General features: G+C 62.6%; 31 protein-coding genes. 12 read left to right on the forward strand and 19 right to left on the reverse strand.

The genetic code is table 11. The features are described 5' to 3' along the window. Positions 1-2: 2 nt before the first annotated feature. Both sdhD and sdhC read right to left on the reverse strand, forming a co-directional pair. The gene (sdhD, locus tag VKR55_RS04975; RefSeq protein WP_324400308.1) at positions 3-410 is read right to left on the reverse strand and encodes a succinate dehydrogenase, hydrophobic membrane anchor protein; all 408 of its coding nucleotides are present in this window, start codon (positions 408-410) and stop codon (positions 3-5) included. Next, positions 407-805: a succinate dehydrogenase, cytochrome b556 subunit gene (gene sdhC / locus VKR55_RS04980; RefSeq protein ID WP_324400310.1), complete on the reverse strand. Its 399-nt coding sequence runs from the start codon at positions 803-805 to the stop codon at positions 407-409. Before sdhC ends, sdhD begins: the two co-directional genes overlap by 4 nt. Positions 806-1,041: 236 nt before the next feature. Here sdhC and VKR55_RS04985 point away from each other — a divergent pair, with 236 nt between their 5' ends. Further along, a complete protein-coding gene (locus VKR55_RS04985; protein WP_324400312.1) occupies positions 1,042-1,905 on the forward strand; it encodes a sulfite exporter TauE/SafE family protein in 864 nt (287 codons plus the stop codon). Between the two features lie 7 nt (positions 1,906-1,912). Here the strand turns inward: VKR55_RS04985 and VKR55_RS04990 are convergent, their stop codons facing one another. Next, complete coding sequence (locus tag VKR55_RS04990; protein ID WP_324400314.1) at positions 1,913-2,404, reverse strand: DUF3658 domain-containing protein; 492 nt, start codon at positions 2,402-2,404, stop codon at positions 1,913-1,915. A gap of 29 nt (positions 2,405-2,433) precedes the next feature. Next, positions 2,434-3,963, reverse strand: a complete 1,530-nt coding sequence (locus tag VKR55_RS04995; RefSeq protein WP_324400316.1) for a malonate--CoA ligase — start codon at positions 3,961-3,963, stop codon at positions 2,434-2,436. Between the two features lie 83 nt (positions 3,964-4,046). Here VKR55_RS04995 and VKR55_RS05000 point away from each other — a divergent pair, with 83 nt between their 5' ends. The 4 genes from VKR55_RS05000 (at position 4,047) to VKR55_RS05015 (ending at position 7,275) form a co-directional block, all read left to right on the forward strand. Further along, positions 4,047-4,808: an SDR family oxidoreductase gene (locus VKR55_RS05000; protein WP_324400318.1), complete on the forward strand. Its 762-nt coding sequence runs from the start codon at positions 4,047-4,049 to the stop codon at positions 4,806-4,808. A gap of 298 nt (positions 4,809-5,106) precedes the next feature. Beyond that, positions 5,107-5,661: a fasciclin domain-containing protein gene (locus VKR55_RS05005; protein WP_324400320.1), complete on the forward strand. Its 555-nt coding sequence runs from the start codon at positions 5,107-5,109 to the stop codon at positions 5,659-5,661. 187 nt (positions 5,662-5,848) lie between these two features. Further along, positions 5,849-6,478, forward strand: a complete 630-nt coding sequence (locus tag VKR55_RS05010; protein WP_324400322.1) for a cytochrome b/b6 domain-containing protein — start codon at positions 5,849-5,851, stop codon at positions 6,476-6,478. 11 nt (positions 6,479-6,489) lie between these two features. Further along, complete coding sequence (locus VKR55_RS05015; RefSeq protein ID WP_324400324.1) at positions 6,490-7,275, forward strand: molybdopterin-dependent oxidoreductase; 786 nt, start codon at positions 6,490-6,492, stop codon at positions 7,273-7,275. A gap of 120 nt (positions 7,276-7,395) precedes the next feature. On the opposite strand, the gene VKR55_RS05020 is transcribed toward VKR55_RS05015, so the two are convergent. After that, a complete protein-coding gene (locus VKR55_RS05020; protein WP_324400326.1) occupies positions 7,396-8,586 on the reverse strand; it encodes a YbfB/YjiJ family MFS transporter in 1,191 nt (396 codons plus the stop codon). Between the two features lie 236 nt (positions 8,587-8,822). Here VKR55_RS05020 and leuB point away from each other — a divergent pair, with 236 nt between their 5' ends. Beyond that, positions 8,823-9,935 (forward strand): 3-isopropylmalate dehydrogenase, encoded by a 1,113-nt coding sequence (gene leuB, locus VKR55_RS05025; protein ID WP_324400328.1) that lies wholly within the window; start codon positions 8,823-8,825, stop codon positions 9,933-9,935. A 128-nt stretch (positions 9,936-10,063) separates the two neighbouring features. Here the strand turns inward: leuB and VKR55_RS05030 are convergent, their stop codons facing one another. After that, entirely contained in the window at positions 10,064-10,408 is a 345-nt protein-coding gene (locus VKR55_RS05030) for a hypothetical protein (RefSeq protein ID WP_324400330.1), read from the reverse strand. A gap of 162 nt (positions 10,409-10,570) precedes the next feature. Then, a complete protein-coding gene (locus VKR55_RS05035; RefSeq protein ID WP_324400333.1) occupies positions 10,571-11,380 on the reverse strand; it encodes a hypothetical protein in 810 nt (269 codons plus the stop codon). A 114-nt stretch (positions 11,381-11,494) separates the two neighbouring features. On the opposite strand from VKR55_RS05035, the gene VKR55_RS05040 reads away from it, so the two are divergent. Continuing rightward, complete coding sequence (locus tag VKR55_RS05040) at positions 11,495-12,529, forward strand: aspartate-semialdehyde dehydrogenase (protein WP_324400335.1); 1,035 nt, start codon at positions 11,495-11,497, stop codon at positions 12,527-12,529. Positions 12,530-12,612: 83 nt separating this feature from the next. Here VKR55_RS05040 and VKR55_RS05045 read toward each other — a convergent pair whose 3' ends face one another. Next, positions 12,613-13,266, reverse strand: a complete 654-nt coding sequence (locus VKR55_RS05045; RefSeq protein WP_324400337.1) for a carbonic anhydrase — start codon at positions 13,264-13,266, stop codon at positions 12,613-12,615. A 99-nt stretch (positions 13,267-13,365) separates the two neighbouring features. On the opposite strand from VKR55_RS05045, the gene VKR55_RS05050 reads away from it, so the two are divergent. Then, a complete protein-coding gene (locus VKR55_RS05050; RefSeq protein ID WP_324400339.1) occupies positions 13,366-14,244 on the forward strand; it encodes an HpcH/HpaI aldolase/citrate lyase family protein in 879 nt (292 codons plus the stop codon). Here the strand turns inward: VKR55_RS05050 and VKR55_RS05055 are convergent. Further along, positions 14,241-15,068: a glycosyltransferase family 32 protein gene (locus tag VKR55_RS05055; protein ID WP_324400341.1), complete on the reverse strand. Its 828-nt coding sequence runs from the start codon at positions 15,066-15,068 to the stop codon at positions 14,241-14,243. The genes VKR55_RS05050 and VKR55_RS05055 overlap by 4 nt on opposite strands. Before the next feature lie 290 nt (positions 15,069-15,358). Between VKR55_RS05055 and VKR55_RS05060 the strand changes: the two genes are divergently transcribed. Continuing rightward, positions 15,359-16,132, forward strand: a complete 774-nt coding sequence (locus VKR55_RS05060) for an FkbM family methyltransferase (protein WP_324400343.1) — start codon at positions 15,359-15,361, stop codon at positions 16,130-16,132. 112 nt (positions 16,133-16,244) lie between these two features. Here the strand turns inward: VKR55_RS05060 and leuD are convergent, their stop codons facing one another. After that, on the reverse strand, positions 16,245-16,847 hold the full coding sequence (leuD, locus tag VKR55_RS05065; protein ID WP_324400345.1) for a 3-isopropylmalate dehydratase small subunit: 603 nt from the start codon (positions 16,845-16,847) through the stop codon (positions 16,245-16,247). Positions 16,848-16,960: 113 nt separating this feature from the next. Then, positions 16,961-17,359 carry a metallopeptidase family protein gene (locus tag VKR55_RS05070; RefSeq protein ID WP_324400347.1) on the reverse strand — a complete coding sequence of 133 codons (399 nt, stop codon included), beginning with the start codon at positions 17,357-17,359 and terminating at the stop codon, positions 16,961-16,963. 114 nt (positions 17,360-17,473) lie between these two features. On the opposite strand from VKR55_RS05070, the gene VKR55_RS05075 reads away from it, so the two are divergent. Together VKR55_RS05075 and VKR55_RS05080 are read left to right on the forward strand one after the other, a co-directional pair. Next, positions 17,474-17,812, forward strand: coding sequence for a hypothetical protein (locus VKR55_RS05075; protein WP_324400349.1), 339 nt, complete (start codon positions 17,474-17,476; stop codon positions 17,810-17,812). Positions 17,813-17,889: 77 nt separating this feature from the next. Beyond that, complete coding sequence (locus VKR55_RS05080) at positions 17,890-18,171, forward strand: hypothetical protein (protein WP_324400351.1); 282 nt, start codon at positions 17,890-17,892, stop codon at positions 18,169-18,171. Positions 18,172-18,202: 31 nt separating this feature from the next. Here the strand turns inward: VKR55_RS05080 and VKR55_RS05085 are convergent, their stop codons facing one another. After that, complete coding sequence (locus tag VKR55_RS05085; RefSeq protein WP_324400354.1) at positions 18,203-18,496, reverse strand: DUF1330 domain-containing protein; 294 nt, start codon at positions 18,494-18,496, stop codon at positions 18,203-18,205. Positions 18,497-18,753: 257 nt separating this feature from the next. Here VKR55_RS05085 and VKR55_RS05090 point away from each other — a divergent pair, with 257 nt between their 5' ends. Then, on the forward strand, positions 18,754-19,287 hold the full coding sequence (locus VKR55_RS05090) for a hypothetical protein (RefSeq protein WP_324400356.1): 534 nt from the start codon (positions 18,754-18,756) through the stop codon (positions 19,285-19,287). Between the two features lie 77 nt (positions 19,288-19,364). Here the strand turns inward: VKR55_RS05090 and VKR55_RS05095 are convergent, their stop codons facing one another. The 7 genes from VKR55_RS05095 to rpsP all read right to left on the reverse strand — a co-directional run bounded on the left by VKR55_RS05095 (position 19,365) and on the right by rpsP (position 24,953). Further along, a complete protein-coding gene (locus VKR55_RS05095) occupies positions 19,365-19,583 on the reverse strand; it encodes a hypothetical protein (RefSeq protein ID WP_324400359.1) in 219 nt (72 codons plus the stop codon). Positions 19,584-19,683: 100 nt separating this feature from the next. Further along, complete coding sequence (leuC, locus tag VKR55_RS05100) at positions 19,684-21,090, reverse strand: 3-isopropylmalate dehydratase large subunit (RefSeq protein WP_324400361.1); 1,407 nt, start codon at positions 21,088-21,090, stop codon at positions 19,684-19,686. A gap of 427 nt (positions 21,091-21,517) precedes the next feature. Then, positions 21,518-21,898: a 50S ribosomal protein L19 gene (rplS, locus tag VKR55_RS05105; protein ID WP_324400363.1), complete on the reverse strand. Its 381-nt coding sequence runs from the start codon at positions 21,896-21,898 to the stop codon at positions 21,518-21,520. A 111-nt stretch (positions 21,899-22,009) separates the two neighbouring features. Beyond that, positions 22,010-22,726 (reverse strand): tRNA (guanosine(37)-N1)-methyltransferase TrmD, encoded by a 717-nt coding sequence (gene trmD, locus VKR55_RS05110; RefSeq protein ID WP_324400365.1) that lies wholly within the window; start codon positions 22,724-22,726, stop codon positions 22,010-22,012. A gap of 10 nt (positions 22,727-22,736) precedes the next feature. Next, positions 22,737-23,819, reverse strand: coding sequence for a zinc-binding dehydrogenase (locus VKR55_RS05115; protein WP_324400367.1), 1,083 nt, complete (start codon positions 23,817-23,819; stop codon positions 22,737-22,739). 155 nt (positions 23,820-23,974) lie between these two features. Then, positions 23,975-24,541: a ribosome maturation factor RimM gene (gene rimM / locus VKR55_RS05120; protein ID WP_324400369.1), complete on the reverse strand. Its 567-nt coding sequence runs from the start codon at positions 24,539-24,541 to the stop codon at positions 23,975-23,977. Positions 24,542-24,617: 76 nt separating this feature from the next. Then, complete coding sequence (gene rpsP, locus VKR55_RS05125) at positions 24,618-24,953, reverse strand: 30S ribosomal protein S16 (protein ID WP_324400371.1); 336 nt, start codon at positions 24,951-24,953, stop codon at positions 24,618-24,620. Positions 24,954-25,040: the final 87 nt, after the last annotated feature.

The following is a 25,040-nucleotide window of genomic DNA, read 5'->3' on the forward strand; positions in this document are numbered from 1 at the left end:
GGTCAAACTCCCGATGACAATTTCAGGATGGCGTAGATCGAGGCCAGCGCCACCGCAAACGAGAAGAAGTTGTTGGCCATGATCGAAGCGAGCTTCAGCTTTTCGTTGTGCACATAGTCCTCGATCACGACCTGCATGCCGATCTTCATGTGCCAGGTCGAGGCGATGATGAAGAGAATCAGGATCACCGCGATCGGCATCGAGCCGAGAATTTGGGCCGCGCCAGCCTGGTTGCGGCCGATCAGCATCATGATGATGACCAGCACCGGGACGATCAGCAGCGTCATCGCCACCGCCGTGAGCCGCTGGCGCCAGAAATCGCCAGTGCCGGAATGCGAGGCTCCGAGGTTGCGGACCCGGCCGAGCGGCGTGCGCATCGAGGGCGTGCCGTGGGTTTCTTCCGCGCTCATCGGCCGCCTCCGATCGCATAGGCCGCGATCCAGACCAGCACAGTCAGCGAGATGCCGCCGATCAGCGCGCCCCAGGTCAGCGCCTCCCGCTCATTGGCCTTGAAGCCGTAACCGAGGTCCCAGACGAAATGGCGGATGCCGCTCAAGAGATGATGCAGCAGCGCCCAGGTGTAGCCGAACACGATGAGCCGGCCGATGAAGCTCGAGGTAAACGCCTGCACATTCGCGTAGGCCGTCGGGCCGGACGCCGCCGAGATCAGCCACCAGGCGAGCAGCAGGGTGCCGAAATACAGCGCCATTCCGGTGGCGCGATGGACGATGGAAAGCATCATCGTCAGCGTCCAGCGATAGGTCGAAAGGTGTGGTGAGAGAGGTCGTTCGATCCTGGCGGTCATTTGCGGCTTCGAGTTGCGGACCTGGGCGGGTCGGTCGGGGATCGCGGTCAAGTCGAGACCTATTTACGGAGTCGAATCACCCAGCGCAACGCCGAATCTCTGCAATTCCGAATGGCAGTTCACAACTACACGGGAGCCTTGCAAAGGCGGGCGTTGACAACGGCCGCTCGCATGCGGCTCGCTGGTATACCTGAAGCACGATTCAAGAACGCTTTATTCCGGATTGGAAAACAGCGATGACGGTCGCCGGGCTCGACGTGAGGGAGCTGGTGGAGCTTGCCCTGCTCTCGATCGCGGTCGGCGCCCTGTCAGGCTTCCTGGCCGGCCTGTTCGGGATCGGCGGCGGCGCCGTCCTGGTGCCGGTGTTCTACGAATGCTTTGGGCTTGCCGGCGTGCCGGTCGAGGTGCGAATGCCGCTCTGCATCGGTACGTCGCTTGCGGTGATCATCCCGACCTCGATCCGGTCGGCTCGTGCCCATTACCTGCGCGGCGCGGTCGATATGGCGACCCTCAAAACCTGGTGGCTGACGATCCTGATCGGCGTGATCACCGGCAGCGTCATCGCGCGCTATGCGCCGGAGCGCCTGTTCAAATACGTCTTCGTCGCCGTCGCTTGGTCGGCAACGTTCAGGCTCTGGTTCGCGCGTGAGGGCTGGAATCTGGGCGAGGACATGCCGAAGGGATTTCTGATGCGTGTCTACGGCTTTGTCGTGGGCCTGCTCTCGACCCTGATGGGTATCGGCGGCGGCTTGTTCTCGAACCTGCTGATGACTTTCTACAACCGGTCGATCCACCAGGCGGTCGCTACCTCCTCCGCGCTCGCCGTGCTGATCTCGATTCCCGGCGCGCTCGGCTATGTCTATGCCGGCTGGCCGGTGGCCGCACGTTTCCCCACGGTGACCGCACTGCAGGCGCCGCTTGCGCTGGGCTATGTCTCGCTGATTGGCGCGCTTCTTGTGATGCCGATGAGCCTTTGGACCGCGCCGCTCGGGGTGAGGGCTGCGCATGCCCTCTCGAAGCGCATGCTGGAAATCGCCTTCGGCCTTTATCTCTTCATCGTGGGCGGCAGGTTTGTGACCAGCCTGATCAGCGGGCAGTGATGCGGTCTCAATCCTTCAGTCGCACTTCGCTGAAGCGCCACATGCGGAGATCGCCGGCGGCTTCGAGGAGACCGGAATCGACCATCGTCATCAGGCGCGCGGCAACGATCGCGGGGTCAAGGTCTATGCCAAGCTTTCCGTATTGTTCAGACACCGTGCCGACGATCCTGGCGGTCTTGCGCCATTGCGGACTGATAGTCGAGAGAATGGCTCTGTCGAAATCCAGCACCGTGACAGGCGGTGGCAGGCGAACCTTGTCCCACGTCAGCTTGCTGTTGATGCGTGCTTTTTCCCTGGATGGCGGCCTCAGGTCGGGAAATCGACGATAGATTGCCTGCAGCAATTCGAAATGCAGTGCCGTAACTATGTTTCCGAGAGGTTCGGCAAAGGCCCGCCGATCGTCCTGGCTGAGGTCCAACGCCAGTCTTTCCGCGCGCCGGATCGCGTTCGCGGCGCGCTGCAAATGCCGATGAATTTCGGCGGCTTGCTCCCGGTCCATGATCTCCGATCCGCCGCCTTCGCGACGCCCTATGACTTGGTGTAAATATCCTTGTACGTATCCCGCAAAATATTCTTCTGCACCTTGCCCATGGTATTGCGCGGCAATTCGTCGACGATGAAGACGCGCTTGGGCATCTTGAATTTTGCCAGACGCCCGTCGAGTGCTTTCAAGACAGAGGCTTCGTTGATGTCGGCGCCCCTGCTGCGGACGACGACCGCGGTGACGCCCTCGCCGAAATCCGAGTGCGGCACGCCGATGACCGCGGATTCGACGACGCCCGGCATGGCGTCGATCTCGCTCTCGATCTCCTTCGGGTAGACGTTGAAGCCGCCGGAGATCACGAGATCCTTGCCGCGGCCGACAATATGGACATAGCCCTTGTTGTCGATCTTGCCGAGATCGCCCGTGATGAAGAAGCCGTCGTCGCGGAACTCCGACCTGGTCTTTTCCGGCATCCGCCAATAGCCCTTGAACACGTTCGGACCCTTGACCTCGATCATGCCGATGGTCTCCGGCGCCAGCACCTTGCCGGTCTCGGGATCGCTGACACGCACGGAGACGCCGGGCAGCGCATGGCCGACCGCGCCGGGAACGCGGTCGCCGTCATAGGGGTTGGAGGTGTTCATGTTGGTCTCGGTCATGCCGTAGCGTTCGAGCACGGCGTGTCCCGTGCGCGCCGCCCATTCGCGGTGGGTGTCGGCGAGAAGCGGCGCTGAGCCCGAAACGAACAGGCGCATGTGCTTCGTCGTCTCGCGCGACAATGCCGGATTTTGCAGGAGGCGCGTGTAGAAGGTCGGCACGCCCATCAAGACAGTAGCGCGGGCCATCAGCTTGATGATCAGGTCCGGGTCGAATTTCGGCAGGAAGATCATCGAGGCGCGCGCAAACAGCGTGACGTTGCTCCCCACGAACAGGCCGTGCGTGTGGTAGATCGGCAGCGCGTGGATCAACACGTCCTTGTCGGTGAAGCGCCAGTAGCCGACGAGGCTCAAGGAGTTCGACGCGAGATTGTCGTGGGAGAGCATCGCGCCCTTGGAGCGGCCGGTCGTGCCTGAGGTGTAGAGGATCGCGGCGAGATCGTCGTTGCTGCGCGCGACGGTCGCGAAGTCCGATTTCGCCTTCGCAGCCGCGTCCGTCAGCGATCCCTTGCCATGGGAATCCAGCGTCTCGACCTTGGCGTTCACCTTCGCCGCGATCGCCTTGATGCCTTCCGCCTTCGAAGGGTCGCATACCACCACCGTCGGCTCGGCGTCGGTGATGAAGTAATCCAGCTCGTTCAGCGTATAGGCGGTGTTGAGCGGAAGGAAGATCGCGCCGACGCGGACGGTTGCGAGATAAAGCACCAGCCCTGCGACAGATTTCTCGGTCTGCGCCGCGACGCGGTCGCCGACCTTGACGCCGCGCTCCACCAGGACATTCGCGGTCCTACCGGCGCGCGCGATCAGATCGCCGTAGGTGATGCGTTCGCCGTCATGGGTCTCGATCGCAAGGCGCTTGGGATCGTCGAGCCCGTCAAACAGACGTGAAAACAGGTTGGCGTTGGCAGTCGTGTTCATGCAACAATTCCATCAAGGGGCGCTGGCCGGAATTGAGGCTGCATTAGCAAGAACATCCCCAAAAAAGCAACGGAGACAGTTGGATGACAAGGGAGAGAAAACGCGTGGCCTGGGTCACCGGCGGGGGCACTGGCATTGGAGAGGCCGGCGCCATTGCGCTCGCCGGGGATGGCTGGACGGTCGTGGTCTCGGGCCGCCGCAAGGATGCGCTCGATCAGGTGGTCGCCAGGATCAAGAAGGACGGCGGCGATGCGGAAGCCGTTCCTCTCGATGTCAGCAAGGCTGCCGATGTCCAGAAGGCCGCCGATCAGATCGTCGCCAAATACGGCCGCATCGATCTCCTCGTCAACAGCGCCGGGGTGAACGTGCCGAAGCGGCACTGGGCCGACATGGAACTGGAGGGCTGGAACCAGCTCGTCGATATCAATCTCAACGGTGTGCTCTATTGCATGCGCGCGGTGCTGCCGGCGATGCGCAAGCAGAAGGACGGCTGCATCATCAATGTCGCCTCCTGGGCCGGACGTCATGTCTCGAAAATGCCGGGCCCGGCCTACACCACGACCAAGCATGCGGTGCTGGCGTTGACCCACTCCTTCAACATGGATGAATGCGTCAACGGGTTGCGCGCCTGCTGTCTCTCGCCGGGCGAAGTGGCAACACCGATCCTGAAGCTGCGCCCAGTGGTGCCGAGCGAGGAGGAGCAGGCGAAGATGCTGCAGCCCGAGGATCTCGGCCGCACCATCGCGTTCGTCGCCAGCATGCCGCCGCGGGTGTGCATGAACGAAATCCTGATCAGCCCGACCCATAATCGCGGGTTTATTCAAACGCCGACGAGCAGGGATTAACCCGTCATTGCGAGGAGCGCTAGCGACGAAGCAATCCGTGCCTCAGCAAGCAGCGGGAATGGATTGCTTCGCTGCGCTCGCAATGACGATGTTGCTACACGGCCCAGAGAAAACGTGCAGCTACGCACGGCATCGCCGGCAGTTTCATCCATCACAAAGAATTATTTTCGGAAACCGACTGCGAAAGCCTCCCGTAGATCGGGCAACGGCGGCGCTGACATTAACCAACGAAAGCGCCGTTGTTGACCCCAGTCACCACCGGCGCATCACGCCGGTCACGCCAATCGGGAGACCTTCCATGTCCAAGCGTCTTGCACTTTTCTCGGCGGTTGCCTTCGGCGCACTCGCCCTCACCTCGACCTTCGTTGCGCCGGCGCGCGCCGCGGAGAAGACCGTGATGGTCGGCGGTGCGGCGATGTATCCCTCCAAGAACATCATCCAGAACGCCGTCAACTCCAAGGACCACACCACGCTCGTTGCCGCGGTGAAAGCCGCCGGCCTCGTCGAAACCCTCGAAGGCAAGGGCCCGTTCACGGTGTTCGCGCCGACCAATGCCGCCTTCGGCAAGCTGCCGGCCGGCACCGTCGATAATCTGGTCAAGCCCGAGAACAAGGCGGCCCTGACCAAGATCCTCACCTACCATGTGGTCGCGGGCCGCTACGATGCCTCCGACCTGACCGACGGCAAGAAGCTCAAGACCGTCGAGGGCGAGGAACTGACCGTGAAGAAGGCCGGCGGCAAGATCTGGATCATCGACGCCAAGGGCGACCAGTCGATGGTGTCGATCTCCAACGTCCATCAGTCCAACGGCGTGATCCATGTGGTCGACACCGTGCTGATGCCGGCTTCCTGAGCCCCGCGTCAGGAGGGCCTCCTTGGGCGTTTCCTCCGGGACGCGCGACGGCGAGCCGGGGTAACCCGGCTCGCTCTTTTGTGAATACCGGCCATTGCAGGCTATCGGCCTGATGGTGTTGGTGAAGTAACGGAACCGCTGCTTTCGGCGTATATTACGTCGTAAGCGATTTGAACGGGAACAAGCGATGTCGAGCCTGGCAGCCGCCGAGGACTACGCGAAGCAGGAACCGGCCAGGGTGATCCAGCCGGCCTGGGTCCGGGCGATGCATTGGACCAATGCCGTGGCGATGATCCTGATGATCATGTCGGGCTGGCAGATCTATAACGCCTCGCCGCTGTTCGGCTTCACCTTCCCACGCAGCATCACGCTGGGCGGCTGGCTCGCCGGCGCGCTGCTCTGGCACTTCGCCGCGATGTGGCTGTTGATGGTCAACGGCCTCATCTATCTCATCACGGGTTTTGCGACCGGCCGTTTCCGCAAGAAGCTATTGCCAATCACGACGACGGGTGTGATCTCCGACGTCAAGGCGGCGCTGACCTTCAAGCTCGCCCATGACGATCTCTCCAGATACAACTATGTGCAGAAGCTGCTCTATGCCGGCATCATCGTGGTCGGCGTGGTGATCGTGCTGTCAGGGCTGTCGATCTGGAAGCCGGTGCAATTGCAATGGCTGACGGCGCTGTTCGGCGGCTACGACATTGCGCGCTACGTGCATTTCATCTGCATGTCGCTGATCGTCGCCTTCCTGATCGTGCATGTGGCGCTGGCGATCCTGGTGCCGAAGAGCCTGCGCGCGATGCTCATCGGACGCTGAGGAGGACTCTCATGGGCCGCATGCGAAAACTTCTGATCCCCGGTGTCGACAAGAGGCTGCTGGTCAAGGACGCGATGAAGGTCATGCCGGATTTGACACGCCGCCGCTTCATCTCCGCGGGCGCCGGCCTCGGCGCACTGACGCTGCTCTCCGGCTGCGACGTGCTCGACAGCGATTCCGCCGAGGAAGTCCTGAAGAAGGTATCGAAATTCAACGACGCGGTGCAGGCGTGGATGTTCAATCCCGACGCACTGGCGCCGGAGTACCCGGAGAGCATGATCACCAAGCCGTTTCCGTTCAACGCCTATTACGACCTCGACGATGCGCCCGACATCGACGGCAAGGACTGGAAGCTCGAGGTGCGCGGCCTCGTCGACAACAAGAAGTCGTGGACGCTGGACGAGCTCTACAAGCTGCCGGAGGTCAAGCAGGTCACCCGCCACGTCTGCGTCGAGGGCTGGAGCGCGATCGGAAGCTGGACCGGGACACCCTTGCGCGATTTCCTCAAATTGATCGGAGCCGAAACCCGAGCGAAATATGTCTGGTTCCAGTGCGCGGACAAGGACGGTTACAACTCGCCGCTCGACATGGAGAGCGCGCTGCATCCGCAGACGCAGATGACGTTCAAATTCGCCGACAAGATCCTGCCGCGCGCCTACGGCTATCCCATGAAGATACGCGTGCCGACAAAACTCGGATTCAAGAATCCGAAATATGTGATCTCGATGGAGGTCACCAACGACTACAAGGGCGGCTACTGGGAAGACCAGGGCTATAATTCGTTCAGCGGAAACTGACGCGAAGCTCTCTAACTCGTCATTGCCGGGCTTGACCCGGCAATCCATCAAAGCGATCAGCTTTCTTTTTTCGAGATGGATGCGCGGGTCAAGCCCGCGCATGACGAGGGTAGTCTATCTCTACGATTCCATTTTCAATTTCCCCTGGAACGCCGCAAGAATTGCGCCCAGCACCAAAAGCGCGGCAGAGACGTTAAGCGCATAGGACAGGCTGCCGAGCGCGTCGGTGACGGCGCCGACGGCGATCGGGCCCACAGTCTGGCCGATGCCGAATGCGATCGTCATCGCGGCAATGCCGGCGGGCCAGCTTTGCACCGGATAATTGAAGCGCACGAAGGCGGTGGTCGAACTGACCACGGCAAAGAAGGCGACGCCGAACACCAGCGCCGAGACCGCGAGCAGGAGCGGCGAGTGTCCGAAGATCGGCAGCGCTGCGCCGATTGCGTTCACGCCGAGAATGATGGTCATGGCGAGCCCGCCGCGGTCGAACGCGAGCACCCGCCGCCACACCCAGGGCGTGGCGAAAGCGCTGATGCCGATCAGGCTCCAGAACAGGCTCTGCGCAGCAGCACCGCCGCCGCCGTCGCGGACATAGGCGATCATGAAGGTCATGTAGGCGATGTAGCCCGCGCCGAACAGGAAGTAGGCCGCGAGATAGATCAGCACGGGACGCACGGAAAATCCGACGCGCGCGGTGTGGTCCATCGCCGCGTTGCCGCTCAAGGACGCGAACGTCAGCGGGATCATCATCGCGACCGACAACAACGTCAGCGCCCACCACACGATCCACCACGAGCCCGCGCCGAAGGCCTGCAGCACGAAAGGTGCGATCAAGCCCGATGCGAGGATGCCCATGCCTGGCCCGGCATAGAACAGGCTCAAAAGGAAATTGGCACGCTCCGGCCGCGACTGGGCGATCGTCGCCGCGAGCGCGCCGCCGCCAACAAACACGGCGGCAGCCGCAAATCCGACGACGAGGCGCGCAAAACTCAACGCGATGAAATTGCCCGTCATCGCACAGAGCGCGAGGGAGAGGATGGAGGCAATCGTTCCCCAGCGGACGCTCTCGACAAGGCCAAAGCGCTTGATCAGGCGCGAGGCGACCAACGCGCCGGCGAGATAGCCGACCGCATTGATGGTGTTCATGAAGCCCGCGGCCGAATAGGACCAGTGCAGCGAATCGCGCATGTCCGGCAGCACCAGCGCATAGGCGAAGCGGCCGATGCCGAGCCCGATGGTTGGAGCCAGCGATAGAATGAGGATCAGCCGCGCCGGATGCGCGTAGGGTGCGGGAAGGTCGGGGGATCTCACAAAAAAACTCCGTCGGGAGTTAATTGTGGCAGGCCGTGGCCTGCTTGCACAGGGCCCGCTCGGCAAGACTGTCTTGCCAATCGTGCAATGGCGCATTAGCACTCCGCGCGGATTTCAAGGCCCCTCGTCATGCCCGGCCTTGTGCCGGGCATCCACGTCTTTTTCACTACCTCAACTCAAAGACGTGGATGGCCGGGACAAGCCCGGCCATGACGATCCAGCGAGGAAAAACGATCATGGCGACCCACAAGCTGCTTCTTCTCCCCGGCGACGGCATCGGCCCCGAAGTGATGGCCGAGGTGAAGCGCCTGATCGACTGGCTCAATGCCAGGGGCCTGGCGAAATTCGAGACCGAGCAGGGGCTGGTCGGCGGCTCGGCCTATGACGCACACAAGGTTTCCATCACCGAGGAGACCATGGCGAAGGCGAAGGACGCGGACGCCATCATCTTCGGCGCGGTCGGCGGTCCCAAATGGGACGGCGTTCCCTACGAGGCGCGGCCCGAGGCCGGTCTCCTCAGGCTGCGCAAGGACCTTGGCCTGTTCGCCAATCTGCGCCCGGCGGTCTGCTACCCGGCGCTGGCGGATGCCTCGAGCCTGAAGCGCGAGGCGGTCGAGGGCCTCGACATCATGATCGTGCGCGAGCTCACCGGCGGCGTCTATTTCGGCGAGCCCAAGACCATTACCGATCTCGGTAACGGCCAGAAGCGCGCGATCGATACGCAGGTCTACGACACCTACGAGATCGAGCGGATCGGCCGCGTTGCCTTCGATCTCGCGCGCAAGCGCCGCAACAAGGTGACCTCGATGGAAAAGCGCAACGTCATGAAATCGGGCGTGCTGTGGAACGAGGTGATGACACAGGTGCATGCGCGCGAATACAAGGATGTCACGCTCGAGCATCAGCTCGCCGATTCCGGCGGCATGAATCTCGTGAAATCACCCAAGCAGTTCGACGTCATCGTCACCGACAATCTGTTCGGCGACATGCTCTCCGACATCGCGGCGATGCTGACGGGCTCGCTCGGCATGCTGCCGTCGGCTTCGCTCGGCGAAGTTGACGCCAAGAGCAGGAAGCGCAAGGCGCTGTACGAACCGGTGCATGGCTCGGCGCCCGACATTGCCGGGAAAGGCCTCGCCAACCCGATCGCCATGCTGGCATCGTTCGGCATGGCGCTGCGTTATTCCTTCGACATGGGCGCGCTCGCCGACAGGCTCGACGCCGCGATCGCGGCCGTGCTCGCCAGCGGCCTGCGCACCGCCGACATCAAGTCGGAAGGATCGAAGGGCGCGTCAACGTCGCAGATGGGCGAGGCGATTCTGGGCGAATTGCAGAAGCTGCACGCGTAACCTCGTCATGCCCGGCCTTGTGCCGGGCATCCACGTCTTGCTTTAATGTCGCGCAAAAACTGGCGCGCAAAAACGTGGATGGCCGGAACAAGCCCGGCCATGACGACGTCGGGAAGCTGTTGCTCCGCTCAATACAGCGGGAAGCGGGTCGGCGAGCCGCCGAGATCGGAGGGCGTGCTGAGTGGCTCGCGTTCCAGCGGGCGGTTGTTGTTCCGGGTCGCGAACGACGGGCCCAGCGGATCCGGGAATGCATAGTCGGTGAACTTGCGGTCACCCGGCAGAACCTCTGTGCCGCCATCGAGCCAGGAGCGCTTGCTGACATAGATGCGGGTGCGACCCTGCTGATAGACCACGTTCGGGCCATTGCTGTAAATGCGCTGGCCGCGCTGCCGCGGAGCCTGGGCATTCGCCGAGCCGGCAAAGCTTGCGGCGATCATGGCGCCTGCCGCTAGCAGCAATAGTCTTTTTGTCATCACGTCCTCTTTGGGCGCGGCGGCGCGCCATTTCCGATTTGGTCCGCATTGTATCGGCCACGGTTGCGGCGCCACAAGGTCAAACCGGCCACACCGGGCAGATAAACGCCGCCTGCGACAAAAAAGTTGCATGAAAACCAGAGCCTTGACAGGCGGGCCTGCTTAGAATGCGCCGCGCAGGGCGGGATTTTCGGTTGCCGTCACCCAGTCCGCCGATGCGGTGGTGGAGGCGCACGGGCCGCGCTTGAGCTCGGCGCGAGCGAATAGCTCGGCGAGCCTGGGCTCATTTTCGGACGTCAGCAGTGTCAGCCGGTCCAGCATGCAGGCGATGGTCGTCCGGCGGGTCGGCCGGCTGTCGCCTTGGCAGGACCAGCCGGAGATCTGCAAGGCCGGATCGTCGATCCGCGTGAAAAAGCCGAGGCAGGAACTCGGGCCATCCTTGGCTCCCGCTTGGCGAAGCAGAGCCACGCTGCCAAATTTGCTCTCGATGACGCCGGCGGCCTCAAGGACAGCGCCACCAGGAACCATGCGCGCAGCGAGCTCGGCGCGCGCGGCCGCGACCGAAGGATATTCGCTGCCCGGGCGGTAGATTTCGAGCTCGGCGAGCGCCTTTTCGCCCGGTCCCAACCAGCTCAGAATATCCTTGCGGCCGCCCGCAGAATGCCGGAGGATTACATAAGCATCTGATCTTTCAAGCGTATTCGACGAATCCGACGGACTTAGCGCGAATGCCGGACCAGTGTGGTCGGCGACCCTCCAGGTCGCTTCCGGTGTGGGCCCTGCCGCCAGATTTACCCCCAACTCATTCCAGGCCTGGATACCCAGGATGCCAAACAGCGCCAAAACCCCCACATAGGCGAAAAGGCGCGCCACCGTGGCGCAGACCTCGTCGGCGAAGCTCGTCAGCGCGGGATGAATTCGGTTCTGATGATAGGGGGAATAGGCCGGATCATCGGCCGAAAACGGTTGCATTGAACGCCCCCACACCATGGTAACGTTGTGTTGACGGCGTTTCTCGCATAGAAGCGCTGCCGCTTCCCTTTCCGCATATGACGGCGGGCGGCATTTTTCTTCGGAGAGTGAACGATGGGTTACAAAGTCGCAGTGGTCGGCGCGACCGGCAATGTCGGGCGGGAAATGCTCAACATTCTGGACGAGCGCAAATTCCCTGCCGATGAGGTCGTGGCACTGGCGTCACGCCGAAGCGTGGGCGTCGAAGTCTCCTATGGCGACCGGACTCTGAAGGTCAAAGCGCTCGAACATTACGACTTCTCCGATGTCGACATCTGCCTGATGTCCGCGGGCGGCGCGGTGTCGAAGGAATGGTCGCCGAAGATCGGCGCCGTGGGCGCCGTCGTGATCGACAATTCGTCAGCCTGGCGGATGGATCCGGACGTGCCGCTGATCGTTCCCGAGGTCAATGCGGATGCCACCGCCGGCTTCACCAAGAAGAACATCATCGCCAACCCGAACTGCTCGACGGCGCAGCTCGTGGTCGCACTGAAGCCGCTGCATGATGCGGCGACGATCAAGCGCGTCGTGGTCGCGACCTATCAATCGGTGTCGGGCGCCGGCAAGGACGCGATGGACGAACTGTTCTCGCAGACCAAGGCCGTCTACACCAACGACGAGCTGGTCAACAAGAAATTCCCCAAGCGCATCGCCTTCAACGTCATCCCTCATATCGACGTGTTCATGGAGGATGGCTACACCAAGGAAGAGTGGAAGATGATGGCGGAGACCAAGAAGATTCTTGATCCCAAGATCAGGCTGTCCGCGACCTGCGTGCGCGTGCCGGTGTTCGTCGGCCATTCGGAGGCCGTCAATATCGAGTTCGAGAAGGCGATCACGGCGGACGAGGCGCGTAACATCCTGCGCAAGGCGCCCGGTTGTCTCGTCATCGACAAGCAGGAGCCCGGCGGCTACGCCACGCCATACGAAGCCGCCGGCGAGGATGCCACCTATATCAGCCGCATCCGCGAAGACGCGACTGTGGAGAACGGCCTCGCGTTCTGGTGCGTCTCTGACAATCTGCGCAAGGGTGCGGCGCTGAATGCGGTCCAGATCGCGGAAGTCTTGATCAACCGCAAGCTCATCAGCGCCAAGAAGAAGGCGGCTTGATCGCAATCGGGTGAGGAACTGGAACCGCTGGACCGCGGAAAAAGAGGCGAATGGCGAGTAGCGAATGGGGAAGGCACCATTCGCTACTCGCTTGCCTCTATTGCCCGCGCGCTCTTGAACTCTTTCGCTTTCTTGTCGAGCACGAACAGCGTGCCCTCGGCGACGCCGAAATAGGCGCCGTGGAGCTGCAATTCGCCGCTTTCGACGCGGGCGCGCACAAACGGGAAAGTCATCAGGTTCTCGAGGGAGCGGAACACCGCGGCCTTCTCGATCCGGGTGACGAAATCCTGCATGGTCTCGTGCGAGCGCTGCTCGACGACCTCGCCCGGCTTGATGAACATCGCCATCCATTTGCCGATGAAATCGCCTTCCGACAGCGGCTCGATCTTGTCGACGAAAGCGCGGATGCCGCCGCATTGGGCATGGCCGAGGATCACGATGTGCTTTACCTTGAGCACCGAGACACCGTATTCGAGGGCTGCCGAGACGCCGTGTGCCGCGCTGTCGGGCTGATACACCGGCACCAGATTGGCGATGTTGCGCACCACGAACAATTCGCCGGGGCCGGCATCGAAGATTGCTTCCGGCGATACGCGGGAGTCGCAGCAGCCGATCACCATGACCTCGGGCGATTGGCCGCGTACGGATAATTCGCGATAGCGGCTCTGCTCGGTCGGAAGCCGCTCGGAGGAAAAGGTCCGGTAGCCCTCAATCAGCGACTTGGGAAAGGCGATCATGCCCTCTGCCTAACCATAGGCGGCTGACGGGGACAAGGCTTCCGGCGGTCGGGCTGAAATGTTATCGCCTCTGGCTCAACAACCGGGAGGAACCCATCCATGACCCGTCCGCGCCGCAGCCTGCTGTTCATGCCGGGATCGAATGCGCGGGCACTGGAGAAGGCCCGCAATCTGGCGGCGGACTGCCTGATCCTTGACCTGGAGGATTCGGTTGCCCCCGACGCCAAGGCAAAAGCGCGCGAGCAGATCGCCAAGGCCGTCGAAGCAAAGGGATTCGGCAAGCGCGAAGTCCTGATCCGCACCAACAGCCTCGACACGTCCTGGTGGCGCGATGATGTCGCGATGGCCGGCGCAGTGGTGCCCGACGGCATCCTGGTGCCGAAGATTTCGACGGTGGAGGACCTGGCCAAGATTGGCGCGCGCCTGAGCGAGGTCGGTGCGCCTGCCTCGATCAAGGTCTGGGCCATGATCGAGACCGCGCGTGCGGTGCTCGATGCCGACGCGCTTGGTGCAGCCTCGCGCGATCCCAAGATGCGCCTTGCCGGCTTCGTGTTCGGCCCGAATGACATCGCGCGCGAGACGCGGATCAGGATGCTGCCAGGCCGCGCCACGATGATCCCGATGATCACCCATTGCGTGCTGGCCGCGCATGCGCATGGCCTCGAGATGCTGGATGGGCCCTACAGCGACATCACCAATCTCGAGGGTTTCGCCGCCGAGTGCGCGCAAGCGCGCGATCTCGGCTTTGACGGCAAGACGCTGATCCATCCGAGCCACATCGATGCCTGCAACGCGATCTTCACGCCGCCGGCGGAAGAGGTCGCGGAGGCGCGCAAGATCATCGCGGCCTTCGACCTGCCGGAAAATGCCGCACGCGGCGCGATCCAGCTCGAAGGGCGGATGGTCGAACGGCTGCATATGGAGATGGCCAAACGCACGATCGCGATTGCCGATGCGATCGCGGCGATGGGGGGCTAGGGGCTCGTCGTCCCGGCTTGCGCGGGGGCGGCAGTGGGGCCAAACCGCTCCACCGCCCAGGCATAGAGACTCCCCGGCACCGGCACCGAGCTGCCGCGGCCCTTGGGCGAGATGTGCAGGCCCCAGATCTCGGGATCGCTGATCAGCGCGGAGAAATCCGACGGCTCGAAGAAGCGCTTGGGTTGTGAGTGCACCGCATAGAACGATTTCCTCGGCAGCGCCTCGCGCGTCGAGCCGAAGCGGTCGGCAAGCGCGGTCAGCGCAGCGGGCCCGAAGATCGCGATGCGGATGTCGGACAGGCGCTTCGAGCCGCGCAGGCGGTGCAGCGCGAAGGTCAGTCGATGGCGCAGCGCCAGCCAGTCCGGCGTCAGCTCGTCCTGCTTCATCAGATTTTCGAAGGCCGTGACGATCGGATCGTGCGGCGGCAGATACAGCACGGAGTTGCCGATCTGCCGCGGCCGCTCCCAGGCAAAGAACGGCTTTGCCGGATCGATCTCGACCGCCTTGAGCAGGAGCACGTCGGCATCGAGCCAGAGCCCGGCGCGGCGAGCCATCAGCCGCATCCGGAAGAAGTCGCTGAATTGCAGCGTGGTCCAATCGCGCCACGAGCCGTCGGGCTGCGCCGGCCGGAGCTTCTCGGAAAAAGCATGCGGCAGGATCGCCTCGGCTTCGGCATTGGCGATGCCGTCGGGCAATCCGGGAATGGGATCGAAACTATAGACCGTCACCTTGTGGCCGGCTGCGACCTGCGACTGCAGGCAGGTCTGCCGGAGCCTGTTCAGCGGACCGTGCCAGAAGGTGACGACGTCAGGGAGGAGTGTCATAGCGTTGTCAAGCGAAACCCAATTTTTCGATTCTTCTTGTCGCACCTGCAAATACCCGCGCACTGATTCTGTTTGGCAAGATGGAATGCCAGGCAAAGCGGACTATGGGTCAATTGCGCTACTAACTTCTGGAGGGGCGTCGGATTACTTTCTCAATACTTTCTCTCGCGCGCATTTGCGACGGCGAAATTGGAGGGTGACGCTTTGATACCAGATCGGGCCTGTCAAAGGAATGCTTGTCCTGGGATTGATCTCCCCATAGGGTTGCAACCTTTAGGATAAGGTCCAACATGAATGGATTGACGGCGCCAGAAAAGGCGGTCGACGGTCAGGCTGCGTCCCTCGGTGAAATATTTCGTTTTTCGATCCGCGCTCTCAAGGCTCGGTTTCGCGATCATAGAGCAGAGTTTGCCGTTATCAAACGGCATATTGTTTCTGGCGACACCGTCTGCGATGTTGGCGCCAACAAAGGCAGCTTTCTCTATTGGCTATCTCGGTGGACGGGCAAGCGCGGACGCGTCGTGGCCTTCGAACCCCAGATAGACTTGGCCAGCCGCGTCGCCAAAATCTGCGATGCTTGCGGCTTGCGTAACGTTACTGTGGAAACAAAAGCTGTCTTCTCGGGATCAGGATTTCGCGAACTCCATATCCCAACCAGGCACAAGCCGGGTGCATCGCTCCGCCTTCCGGCGCTCTCCGCTGACGAGTTCACGACAACGGCGGTGCCGGTCGTGGCGCTCGACGATTATTTCGCGCCCGGTGATCGGGTGCGAGTCCTGAAGGTCGACGTCGAAGGCGCGGAGCTGGAGGTGTTCGTCGGCGCAGCTCGCATTCTCAGGGAGCACAAGCCACTGCTCGTCTTCGAATGCGAGAACAGGCACTTGAAAGGTGGCAGCGTGCGGGACGTTTTCGCTTATCTCAAATCGCTGGGATACGAGGGGCATTTCGTAGATGGACGTGACCTGCGCCCTCTATCCCTGTTCGACGAAGCTATTCATCAACGCCAGGACGGAGAATGGTTCTGGAAGCGGCAAGGCTACTGCAACAACTTCGTGTTTTGCTGAACAGAAAAAAGACCGCAATTCCGTCGCGCCGAACGAGCGACCCAAGACGTTCTCTTTCGAAGAAGACCGGTTGACGCGAAGAAGCCGCGCCTAACCTTCTCTTTAGGTCCTATTACGCCCACGCGCGCTCTTTGAGCTTGGCCTCATAGGCGTCGATCGACGCCTTCTTCTCCATGGTCAGACCGATGTCGTCGAGCCCGTTCATCAGGCAGTGCTTGCGGAACGGATCGATCTCGAACTTCACCGTGCCGCCGTCGGGGCCGCGGATCTCCTGGTTCGGCAGATCGATGGTGAGGGTTGCGTTCGCGCCGCGCTCGGCGTCGTCGAACAGCTTGTCGAGGTCTTCCTGGCTGACGCGGATCGGCAGAATGCCGTTCTTGAAGCAGTTGTTGTAGAAGATGTCGCCGAACGAGGTCGAGATCACGCAGCGGATGCCGAAATCAAGCAGCGCCCAGGGCGCGTGCTCGCGGCTCGAGCCGCAGCCGAAATTGTCGCCGGCGACCAGCACCTTGGCTTTGCGATAGGCCGGCCTGTTCAGGATGAAGTCAGAATTCTCGCTGCCATCATCCTTGTAGCGCTGCTCGGAGAAAAGCCCCTTGCCAAGGCCGGTGCGCTTGATGGTCTTGAGGTACTGCTTGGGGATGATCATGTCGGTGTCGACATTGATGATCTTCAAGGGCGCCGCGACGCCTTCCAGCGTATCGAACTTTTCCATCGGTCAAGCTTCCGGTTGAGGGTTCTCGAGCACGGCTGGTTTATCGCGAGTGCGGCCTCGCTCCAAGGCCAAAAACGGCTGGCGGTCTTGCAAAAAGTGGGCGGGGGGCGTGCCTAGTCGGTCTCGGCCTCGATCTCGGCCATCTCGTCGTCGGACAGCCCGAAATGGTGGCCGATCTCGTGGATCAGCACATGACGGACGACGTCGCCGAGCTTCTCCTCGTGCTCGGCCCAGAAGTCCAGGATCGGCCGTCGGTAGAGCCAGACCATGTTGGGCAGGCGGGCAACGTCGGTATGGCTCTGGAATGGCAGACCGGTCCCCTGGAACAGGCCGAGCAGGTCGAATTCGGTCTCCGCCTCCATGTCATCGAGGACCTCGTCGGTCGGGAAATCCTCGATGCGGATCACGACATCATCGCACAACTCGCGAAAACGCTTGGGCAGGCGCTCGAAAATCTCGTGCGCCAGGGCTTCCATTTCGGCCAGCGAGGGGGCCTTCAGATCGGTCCACATAGGATCAGGCTTTTAACGCGAGTTCCGCCAAGCTGCATCGCTGTTTTGTGACGGGCTGGCTGATCGGCAGCGCGGATGTTATGACTAAAGCGGAACGGAGTCTGGGTGGGCGTGATGAAGAGAATAGGTCTGGCGGCAATCCTTGCTTTTCTTGGCTGCGCCATCGCGTGGCCGGCCGAGCGCGCGGCTGCGCAGTCGCCGTCCGCCGGCATCAAGGTCGCGCAGGCGGTGCCGCAACAGTGGCCGCCGAGCCCGCGTCGTCCGACGCCCCGGCTTCGCGTCACGCCCTACCCGGAGCAGGGCGTCATACCCCACTACAATCCGGGACCCGATGCGGTGCGGGTGTGCAACGCGCATTATGAGCAGGAGTATCGGCCGAGTGGCACGGTGATCGTGCCGAAGATGCATTGCTACTGGACGAACGACCCGCGCGCACGCGCTGCCGCAGAGTGACGTTCTGAGAAATTTTCCGATGGCGACGAGCAATGCTAGGCTTCCTCTCCGGGTGATTTTCAGACGGAGGGGGTTCGATGACGAAATGGACCGGCACGGCGTTTCTGATTGCTACCATCGTGGTTGGCATCTCTGCCGGTGGTGGACTTACGAGCGCTCCAGCGGCCGAGATGAAAGCGTCCTCCTCATTGAGGACGGAGGTCAGCGTGCGACGGCATGACAGGCATCATCGCCATTATCACCACTACGCCTATCGGCCCTATTATCCCTATCGCTACGGCCATCCCTATTATTACTCGCCAGGACCGTTTTTCCCGTTCCCGTGGTTCCCCGACGCTCCCTTGGTGTGGTGGTGGTGAAGCGCGAAGGAGCGTTGGCGTAAAGCGCGCCTCAAGGCGAGAATCCCTTCGCCAGTAGCAAGATGCCTTCCGCGCCCGCTTTGCGATCCTTTGAGATTTCCAGATATTCCGGCGAGTCCGCCCATGCGCGGAAGGCCGCCTCGTTGGGAAACGACATCAACACAAGCTTATCGCGATCCCATTTGCCTTCGAGAACGGCCGGATGTTCGTCCGCCGACAGCAAGCGTCCCTCGAATTTCCTGAACACGTCGAAGAATTGCGACTGATAGCGGTCATAGGCGGCGCGATCCGTCATCTTGAGCTGCACGATGACGTAGACAGTCATGACAATGTCTCCTTCGCGAATGAGAGAAAGCAGATCGCGTCAACACCGAATGCGCGATGTTATTCCACGAAGATGGATTCTGCATTTGACGTTGCTTACGGCAAGCTGACATCGGCGCGCGCGTCATTCATGCCGCGTTCAGTTCGCTATCACTAATTTAATCTTGGGGACGAATTCCGCGAAGACGCGTCGGACACGCGCTGGGCGCCAATGGCTCTGCGCGCGCTGTCGCCTGCACCCTCGGGAGGACTTCACTGATGAAAGGAATCGGGACGTTTGGATTTCTCCGCAGCCTCATGCTTGCCGTGGCTGCGGTGTTTGCGCTTTCGTTCGCGTCCAGCCAGCGCGCGGAAGCGCTGTCGTTGGCTACGCCTGGCGCTTCTCCAGCGAGCGCTGCGAACGATGGGCTGATACAGGTCCGCGGCGGTGGCGGCTTCCACGGTGGCGGTGGCTTCCATGGCGGTGGTGGCTGGCATGGCGGCGGCTTCCATGGTGGAGGATTCCACGCCTTCCATGGTGGCGGGTGGCACGGTGGCGGATGGCATGGTGGCGGATGGCACGGCGGTGGATTCCGCTATGGCGGCTTCCATCATTTCGGCGGCTACCGCTACGCGTATTTTCCGCATCGCCGCTTCTTCTTCCATCGCCGCTTCTTCTATGGCGGCTACTATCCCTCCTATTACCCCTATTATTCCTATCCGCGCTACTGCCGCATCATCTGGACCTATTACGGCCCGCGCCGCATCTGCGGCTATCGCCACTGGTGGTACCGTCGGCACTATTACTGGTGAAACGCACAGTCGCGGCTGAAATGAATGGGGCGCCGCGCGGCGCCCTTTTCATTCGTCACTGCAATGACGGACGAGCGTCACAGCCAGTCCTTAAACTTCCAGGACTTCAATGTCATCTTCCACGGCGTCAGATTGACGAGGCGCCATTGCTCCATCCGTTCCGGCGGCCAGTGGCTGAGGCGCTTGTCTTCGACGGGCTCGCTGTCGGCTACGACAGTCTTCTTGATCGGGGAGTGGCGCCAGTGTTGCCGCGTCCTGTCCGAGATCAGATCGACGAATTCCGGCTTGTTGGCCATCGCACGCTCCTCGCTACACGCGTAGCGGAGCGAGAAGTGTGCGCCCGGGTCATTAACGACCCATTGCCAAAGCCTGTCCAGATTGAAGCAAGCGGCGCTTTTAGCGCCACTCCCTCACATCGACGAAATGTCCTGCGATCGCCGCGGCTGCCGCCATCGCCGGCGATACGAGGTGCGTGCGGCCCTTGAAGCCCTGCCGGCCCTCGAAGTTGCGGTTGGAGGTCGAGGCGCAGCGCTCCTCGGGCTTCAGCTTGTCGGGGTTCATGGCAAGGCACATCGAGCAACCCGGCTCGCGCCACTCGAAGCCGGCCTTGATGAAGATCTTGTCGAGCCCTTCGGCCTCCGCCTGTTCCTTCACGATGCCGGAGCCCGGCACGATCATCGCATTGACGTTGGCGTTGACCGTCTTGCCCTCGGCGATCTTCGCCGCGACGCGCAAGTCCTCGATGCGGCCGTTGGTGCAGGAGCCGATGAAGACGCGGTCAAGCTTGATGTCGGTGATCTTCGTTCCCGCCACCAGCCCCATATATTTCAGCGCGCGATGCTTCGAGAGGCGCTTCGCCTCATCCTCGATCTTGTCGGGATCGGGCACATAGCCCGTGATCGACACGACGTCCTCGGGCGAGGTGCCCCAGGTCACGATCGGCGGCAGCTTGGTCGCGTCGAGCCGGATCTCGTGGTCGAAATGCGCGCCCTCATCGGAGCGCAGTGTTTCCCAGTAGCGCATCGCGGCATCCCAGGCCGCGCCTTTCGGCGATTTCGGCCGGCCGCGCAGGAAGTCGAACGCCTTCTCGTCGGGCGCAACGAGACCGGCGCGTGCGCCGCCCTCGATCGACATGTTGCAGACCGTCATGCGGCCTTCCATCGACAGCGCGCGGATCGCGTCGCCGGCATATTCCAGCACATAGCCGGTGCCGCCGGCGGTGCCGATCTCGCCGATGATGGCGAGGATGATGTCCTTGCCGGTCACGCCTTCCGGCAATTTGCCGTCGACGATCGCGCGCATGTTCTTGGCCTTCTTCTGGATCAGCGTCTGCGTCGCCAGCACGTGCTCGACCTCGCTGGTGCCGATGCCGTGCGCGAGCGCGCCTAACGCGCCGTGCGTCGATGTGTGGCTGTCACCGCAGACAATAGTGGTGCCGGGCAAGGTAAAACCCTGCTCCGGGCCGATGACGTGGACGATGCCCTGGCGCTTGTCGAACTCGTTGTAATATTCGATGCCGAACTCCTTGGCGTTCTCCGCCATGACCCGCATCTGCTCGATGCTCTCAGGATCAGGATTGGGCTTCGAGCGATCGGTGGTCGGGATGTTGTGGTCGACGACGGCGAGCGTCTTCTCGGGCGCGCGCACCTTGCGGCCGGTGGCGCGCAGCCCCTCGAACGCCTGCGGCGAGGTCACCTCATGGACGAGATGGCGGTCGATATAGATCAGGCAGGTGCCGTCTTCGGCTTCGTGCACCAGATGGTCGTTCCAGATCTTGTCGTACAGCGTGGTCGGTTTGGACATGAGCTTGAGCTCCGGGAAGAATTGATGGGGCGGTTCGGCGCTGGAAGCGCCAGGCGGCAAGGTCAGCGCGCGCTGCTAAGCGCCGACGTCGCCGAAGTCGCGAACCGTCCGAAGAAGCGGCCGGGCAGGCGCGAGCGATCGTCAATCACGACGCGCCGGCAAATCATGCTGGGCTGATTGAGAACCATTTTAAATCTCTAACACAAGGCTTGTTGCCGGGACAATGAATGTGTCGCCGCGCCACCTCCTCTCGTCATGCGCGGGCTTGACCCGCGCATCCATCGAAAGGAGCCTCTCCAAGAAGGATGGATTGCCGGGTCAAGCCCGGCAATGACGAGGCTGAGAGCTACGGCAACTCATATAGTGCCGTGCAACAAAAAAGCGCGGGGTGTTCCCGCGCTTTTCGTCAAACCGACGGTGGCGATGCCTACTCGCCGACGGCAGTCGCGCGGTCCTGCTTCTCGACGATGCGGGCCGACTTGCCGCGCAGATTGCGCAGATAATAGAGCTTGGCGCGGCGGACCTTGCCGCGGCGCACGACCTTGATCGAGTCGATCATCGGCGACATCACCGGGAAGACGCGCTCGACGCCTTCGCCGTAGGAGATCTTGCGCACGGTGAAGCTCTCGTTGAGGCCAGAGCCGGAGCGGCCGATGCAAACGCCTTCATAGGCCTGCACGCGGGTGCGGTCGCCTTCGACCACCTTGACGTTGACGATCACGGTGTCGCCGGGCGCGAAGTCCGGAATGTCCTTGCCGGCCGCCAATTTGTCGAATTGCTCTTTTTCGAGCTGCTGAATGAGGTTCATTGGAAATCTCCATCGGCGGCGCGCCCAGCCAACCGGGGGGCGGGGGCTCGCGCTTGATCCTGCCGTCACTTGCGGAATTGGGCGCTGCTATAAGCCATAGGCGGCGCTTTGTCACCCGTCTGTCGTGTTTTTTCGCTGATCCAGGCGCTTGGCCCATAAATCGGGGCGTCGGTCGCGGGTGAGGCGTTCGGCCTCGGCCCGCCGCCAGGCTGCGACCTTGGCGTGGTCGCCGGATAAGAGGATTTCCGGGATCGGTCGGCCCTCGAAGGTCTGGGGCCGGGTGTATTGAGGGTATTCTAGTAGGGATTCGGAAAAGCTCTCCTCCGCGCCGGATTCGGCCTTGCCCATCACCCCCGGCAACAGCCGCACGCAGGCGTCGATCAGCGCCAGCGCTGCGATTTCACCCCCCGACAGCACATAATCGCCGATCGAGACCTCTTCGAGCTGGCGCGCCTCGATGACCCGCTGGTCCACCCCCTCGAAACGACCACAGATGAGGAGCGCGCCGGGGCCGCCAGCGAGTTCCCGGACCCGCGACTGGGTCAATGGCCGACCCCGCGGGCTCATCAGGAGCCGAGGGAGCGAGGAATCATCGGCTGCGTCGATCGCCGCTGCCAGGACATCGGCCCGCAGCACCATGCCGGGCCCGCCGCCGGCCGGGGTATCGTCGACGCTGCGATGCTTGTCGGTGGCAGACGCCCGGATGTCGCGCGCCTCCAGCGCCCAGAGGCCGCAGGCGAGTGCTTTTCCCGCAAGGCTGACGCCAAGCGGCCCCGGAAACATCTCCGGAAACAGCGTGAGGACGGTGGCGCGCCAGGGTGCGGTCATGGCCCTTCTGTTACGGCACCACGGCCGTGAGATCGAGGCCCTGCATCAGCGCGGCGGCTTCGACCGCGCGCTTGAAGTCGGCGAGTTTGAACGTCGTCACCTCGATCTTTTTCAGATCAAGCAAGCCTTCGGACGCTAGCTGCGCCAACTGACCCGGCGCCTGCCGCGTGTACATGAACTGGCCGACGACTTCCCAGTCATTGGCCAGCATCTCGCGGAACGACAATTCGAGCGGCACATCGGCGCTGCCCATCAGGACCAGCCGGCCGCCGCGCTTCAACACGCGCAGGCAGGACAGCGTGGTCGAGGTGCTCTTGGCAGTGCCGAGCAGGTCGAGCGCGACGTCGGCGCGGCCGCCGGCGGCCTTGCGGATGATGTCGAGATCTTTCTCGGTATCGCCCGTGACGACCGCGGGAATGACACGCGAACCGAAAACGTCGCGCAGATTGTCCAGCGCCTCGCGCTTGCGCCCCACCGCGACCACGCGGCCCGCGCCCATGCTGGCGGCGAGCATCACCGCGCCCGAGCCGAAATAGCCGGTCGCGCCGTTGATCAAAATGGTTTCGCCGCCGCTGAGGCCGGTGCGCTGCAGGCCGCCGAAAGGCACGATCAGCTTGGCGAGGCCGATCAATTCAGCGGCCGGCTTGTCGTCCATGTTGAACAGCGGCGTCACGCAGGCCGCGGGCCAATGCGCGATCTCGGCGAATACGCCGTCGCGCCAGCGCGCCTGCATCGCGAGCGCGGCCGGCGTCGTGACGGTCGCGGTCAGGCCGATCAGGATTTGCGGCGGATCGCTGTCCGGCACGTCGCCGCGCAGATGCGGGCTGAGGAAAACGCGATCGCCGGCGCGCACATGGCTGACATTCTCGCCGGCCGCGATCATCCGGCCGATCGCGTTGGTGCCGGGCACGAACGGCATCGGCGGCAGGCTATAGGGCACCTGGCCCGACAGCACGCGTCCCATGTAGGACAGCACCATGCCGGCTTCGATGCGCACCAGCACGCCGTCGGGCGCGGGCGCCGGCGTCTCGACATCGTCAAAACGCAGATCGTTGTGAGCATGCAGCCGCCAGGCTTTGTGAGTTTTTGTCATTGCTAGGATTCCAACTTGCCGTCGTCCCGGCGAAGCGACTTGTGTCCGCCGTAGCTCGAAGAGCGAAGGCGGAAGCGCGACCCGAGACCCATAACCACAGGTCTTAATTGGTGAAGAGCTGGAGCAACATCCAGCCCGACAACAACGTCCTGTGGTTATGGGTCCCCGCTTTCGCGGGGACGACGGGGAGAGAGGTCGTCATCTGCCGCGGTTGAATCGTCGCCCTCGATTTCCGCGGGCAGTTCAATCAGCACGCGCCCGCCGGCGAGATCGACGGTCGGCACGACCGCGTTGGAAAACGGCAGCAGCATGGTCGCGCCGGTCGGAGGCGCGATCTCGATGATGTCGCCGGCGCCGAAATTGTGGATCGCGATCACGCGGCCGAGCGGCTCGCCGCCCGTGGTGACGGCGGCAAGCCCGATCAGGTCGGCGTGGTAATATTCGTCCTCGTCGGTCGCAGGCAGTTTTTCACGCGCGACATAGAGCTCGAGGCCGTTGAGGCGTTCGGCCTCGTTGCGGCTCGTGACGCCCTTCAGCGTTGCGACCAGATGGCCCTTGCCTTCGCGGGCGTGCGCCACCTCAAAGCTGCGCGCGCCGTCCTTGGTCGACAGCGGCCCGTAGCGCGTCACCGCAAAGGGATCTTCAGTGAAGGTCCACAGCTTGACGGCACCGCGCACGCCATGCGCGGTGCCGATGCGGGCGACGCAGACCTGCGCGGGCATTAGCAATCCTCATGCCGAGGAGCCCGGCGCAAGCCGTGCGTCTCGAAGCACGAGGCCCCGATCATCACGAAGGGCCTTAAGCCGACTTCGCGGCGGCTTCGGCCTGCGCCTTGCGCTCCTTGCGCGGCACGGCCTTCTCAGGGTTGTTGCGCTTCTCGCGCTGCTTGACGCCGGCCGCGTCAAGGAAACGCATCACGCGATCCGACGGCTGCGCGCCCTTGGCGAGCCAGGCCTTGACCTTGTCCATGTCGAGCTTCAGCCGCGCCTCGCTGTCTTTCGGCAAGAGCGGGTTGAAGTGACCGAGGCGCTCGATGAAGCGGCCGTCGCGCGGAAAGCGCGAGTCGGCGGCGACCACGTGATAGACCGGACGCTTCTTGGTGCCCGCGCGAGCGAGGCGGATGACGACTGGCATTGAGTTCTCCTTAAGTGTGGTTTGATCAAAAAGTCTAGTCTGTCGTCATTGCGAGCGAAGCGAAGCAATCCAGCATGCCTCCATGGC

Source organism: Bradyrhizobium sp. (genome assembly GCF_035309285.1).
In the GTDB taxonomy this organism is placed as follows: domain Bacteria; phylum Pseudomonadota; class Alphaproteobacteria; order Rhizobiales; family Xanthobacteraceae; genus Bradyrhizobium.

Coding starts and splice junctions, on each gene's coding strand:
- VKR55_RS05095 (WP_324400359.1), bottom strand. CDS start 19,583: ATGGCCAACAAGCCGGAATTCGTCGATCTGATCTCGGACAGGACGCGG.
- VKR55_RS05005 (WP_324400320.1), top strand. CDS start 5,107: ATGTCCAAGCGTCTTGCACTTTTCTCGGCGGTTGCCTTCGGCGCACTC.
- rimM (WP_324400369.1), bottom strand. CDS start 24,541: ATGCCCGCGCAGGTCTGCGTCGCCCGCATCGGCACCGCGCATGGCGTG.
- VKR55_RS05090 (WP_324400356.1), top strand. CDS start 18,754: ATGAAAGGAATCGGGACGTTTGGATTTCTCCGCAGCCTCATGCTTGCC.
- VKR55_RS04995 (WP_324400316.1), bottom strand. CDS start 3,963: ATGAACACGACTGCCAACGCCAACCTGTTTTCACGTCTGTTTGACGGG.
- VKR55_RS05030 (WP_324400330.1), bottom strand. CDS start 10,408: ATGACAAAAAGACTATTGCTGCTAGCGGCAGGCGCCATGATCGCCGCA.
- leuD (WP_324400345.1), bottom strand. CDS start 16,847: ATGGAAAAGTTCGATACGCTGGAAGGCGTCGCGGCGCCCTTGAAGATC.
- VKR55_RS05075 (WP_324400349.1), top strand. CDS start 17,474: ATGAAGAGAATAGGTCTGGCGGCAATCCTTGCTTTTCTTGGCTGCGCC.
- leuB (WP_324400328.1), top strand. CDS start 8,823: ATGGCGACCCACAAGCTGCTTCTTCTCCCCGGCGACGGCATCGGCCCC.
- VKR55_RS05080 (WP_324400351.1), top strand. CDS start 17,890: ATGACGAAATGGACCGGCACGGCGTTTCTGATTGCTACCATCGTGGTT.
- VKR55_RS05015 (WP_324400324.1), top strand. CDS start 6,490: ATGGGCCGCATGCGAAAACTTCTGATCCCCGGTGTCGACAAGAGGCTG.
- VKR55_RS05085 (WP_324400354.1), bottom strand. CDS start 18,496: ATGACTGTCTACGTCATCGTGCAGCTCAAGATGACGGATCGCGCCGCC.
- rpsP (WP_324400371.1), bottom strand. CDS start 24,953: ATGCCAGTCGTCATCCGCCTCGCTCGCGCGGGCACCAAGAAGCGTCCG.
- VKR55_RS04985 (WP_324400312.1), top strand. CDS start 1,042: ATGACGGTCGCCGGGCTCGACGTGAGGGAGCTGGTGGAGCTTGCCCTG.
- sdhD (WP_324400308.1), bottom strand. CDS start 410: ATGAGCGCGGAAGAAACCCACGGCACGCCCTCGATGCGCACGCCGCTC.
- VKR55_RS05045 (WP_324400337.1), bottom strand. CDS start 13,266: ATGATCGCCTTTCCCAAGTCGCTGATTGAGGGCTACCGGACCTTTTCC.
- sdhC (WP_324400310.1), bottom strand. CDS start 805: ATGACCGCCAGGATCGAACGACCTCTCTCACCACACCTTTCGACCTAT.
- VKR55_RS04990 (WP_324400314.1), bottom strand. CDS start 2,404: ATGGACCGGGAGCAAGCCGCCGAAATTCATCGGCATTTGCAGCGCGCC.
- VKR55_RS05040 (WP_324400335.1), top strand. CDS start 11,495: ATGGGTTACAAAGTCGCAGTGGTCGGCGCGACCGGCAATGTCGGGCGG.
- VKR55_RS05070 (WP_324400347.1), bottom strand. CDS start 17,359: ATGTGGACCGATCTGAAGGCCCCCTCGCTGGCCGAAATGGAAGCCCTG.
- VKR55_RS05050 (WP_324400339.1), top strand. CDS start 13,366: ATGACCCGTCCGCGCCGCAGCCTGCTGTTCATGCCGGGATCGAATGCG.
- rplS (WP_324400363.1), bottom strand. CDS start 21,898: ATGAACCTCATTCAGCAGCTCGAAAAAGAGCAATTCGACAAATTGGCG.
- trmD (WP_324400365.1), bottom strand. CDS start 22,726: ATGACCGCACCCTGGCGCGCCACCGTCCTCACGCTGTTTCCGGAGATG.
- VKR55_RS05055 (WP_324400341.1), bottom strand. CDS start 15,068: ATGACACTCCTCCCTGACGTCGTCACCTTCTGGCACGGTCCGCTGAAC.
- VKR55_RS05115 (WP_324400367.1), bottom strand. CDS start 23,819: ATGACAAAAACTCACAAAGCCTGGCGGCTGCATGCTCACAACGATCTG.
- VKR55_RS05035 (WP_324400333.1), bottom strand. CDS start 11,380: ATGCAACCGTTTTCGGCCGATGATCCGGCCTATTCCCCCTATCATCAG.
- VKR55_RS05010 (WP_324400322.1), top strand. CDS start 5,849: ATGTCGAGCCTGGCAGCCGCCGAGGACTACGCGAAGCAGGAACCGGCC.
- VKR55_RS05000 (WP_324400318.1), top strand. CDS start 4,047: ATGACAAGGGAGAGAAAACGCGTGGCCTGGGTCACCGGCGGGGGCACT.
- VKR55_RS05060 (WP_324400343.1), top strand. CDS start 15,359: ATGAATGGATTGACGGCGCCAGAAAAGGCGGTCGACGGTCAGGCTGCG.
- leuC (WP_324400361.1), bottom strand. CDS start 21,090: ATGTCCAAACCGACCACGCTGTACGACAAGATCTGGAACGACCATCTG.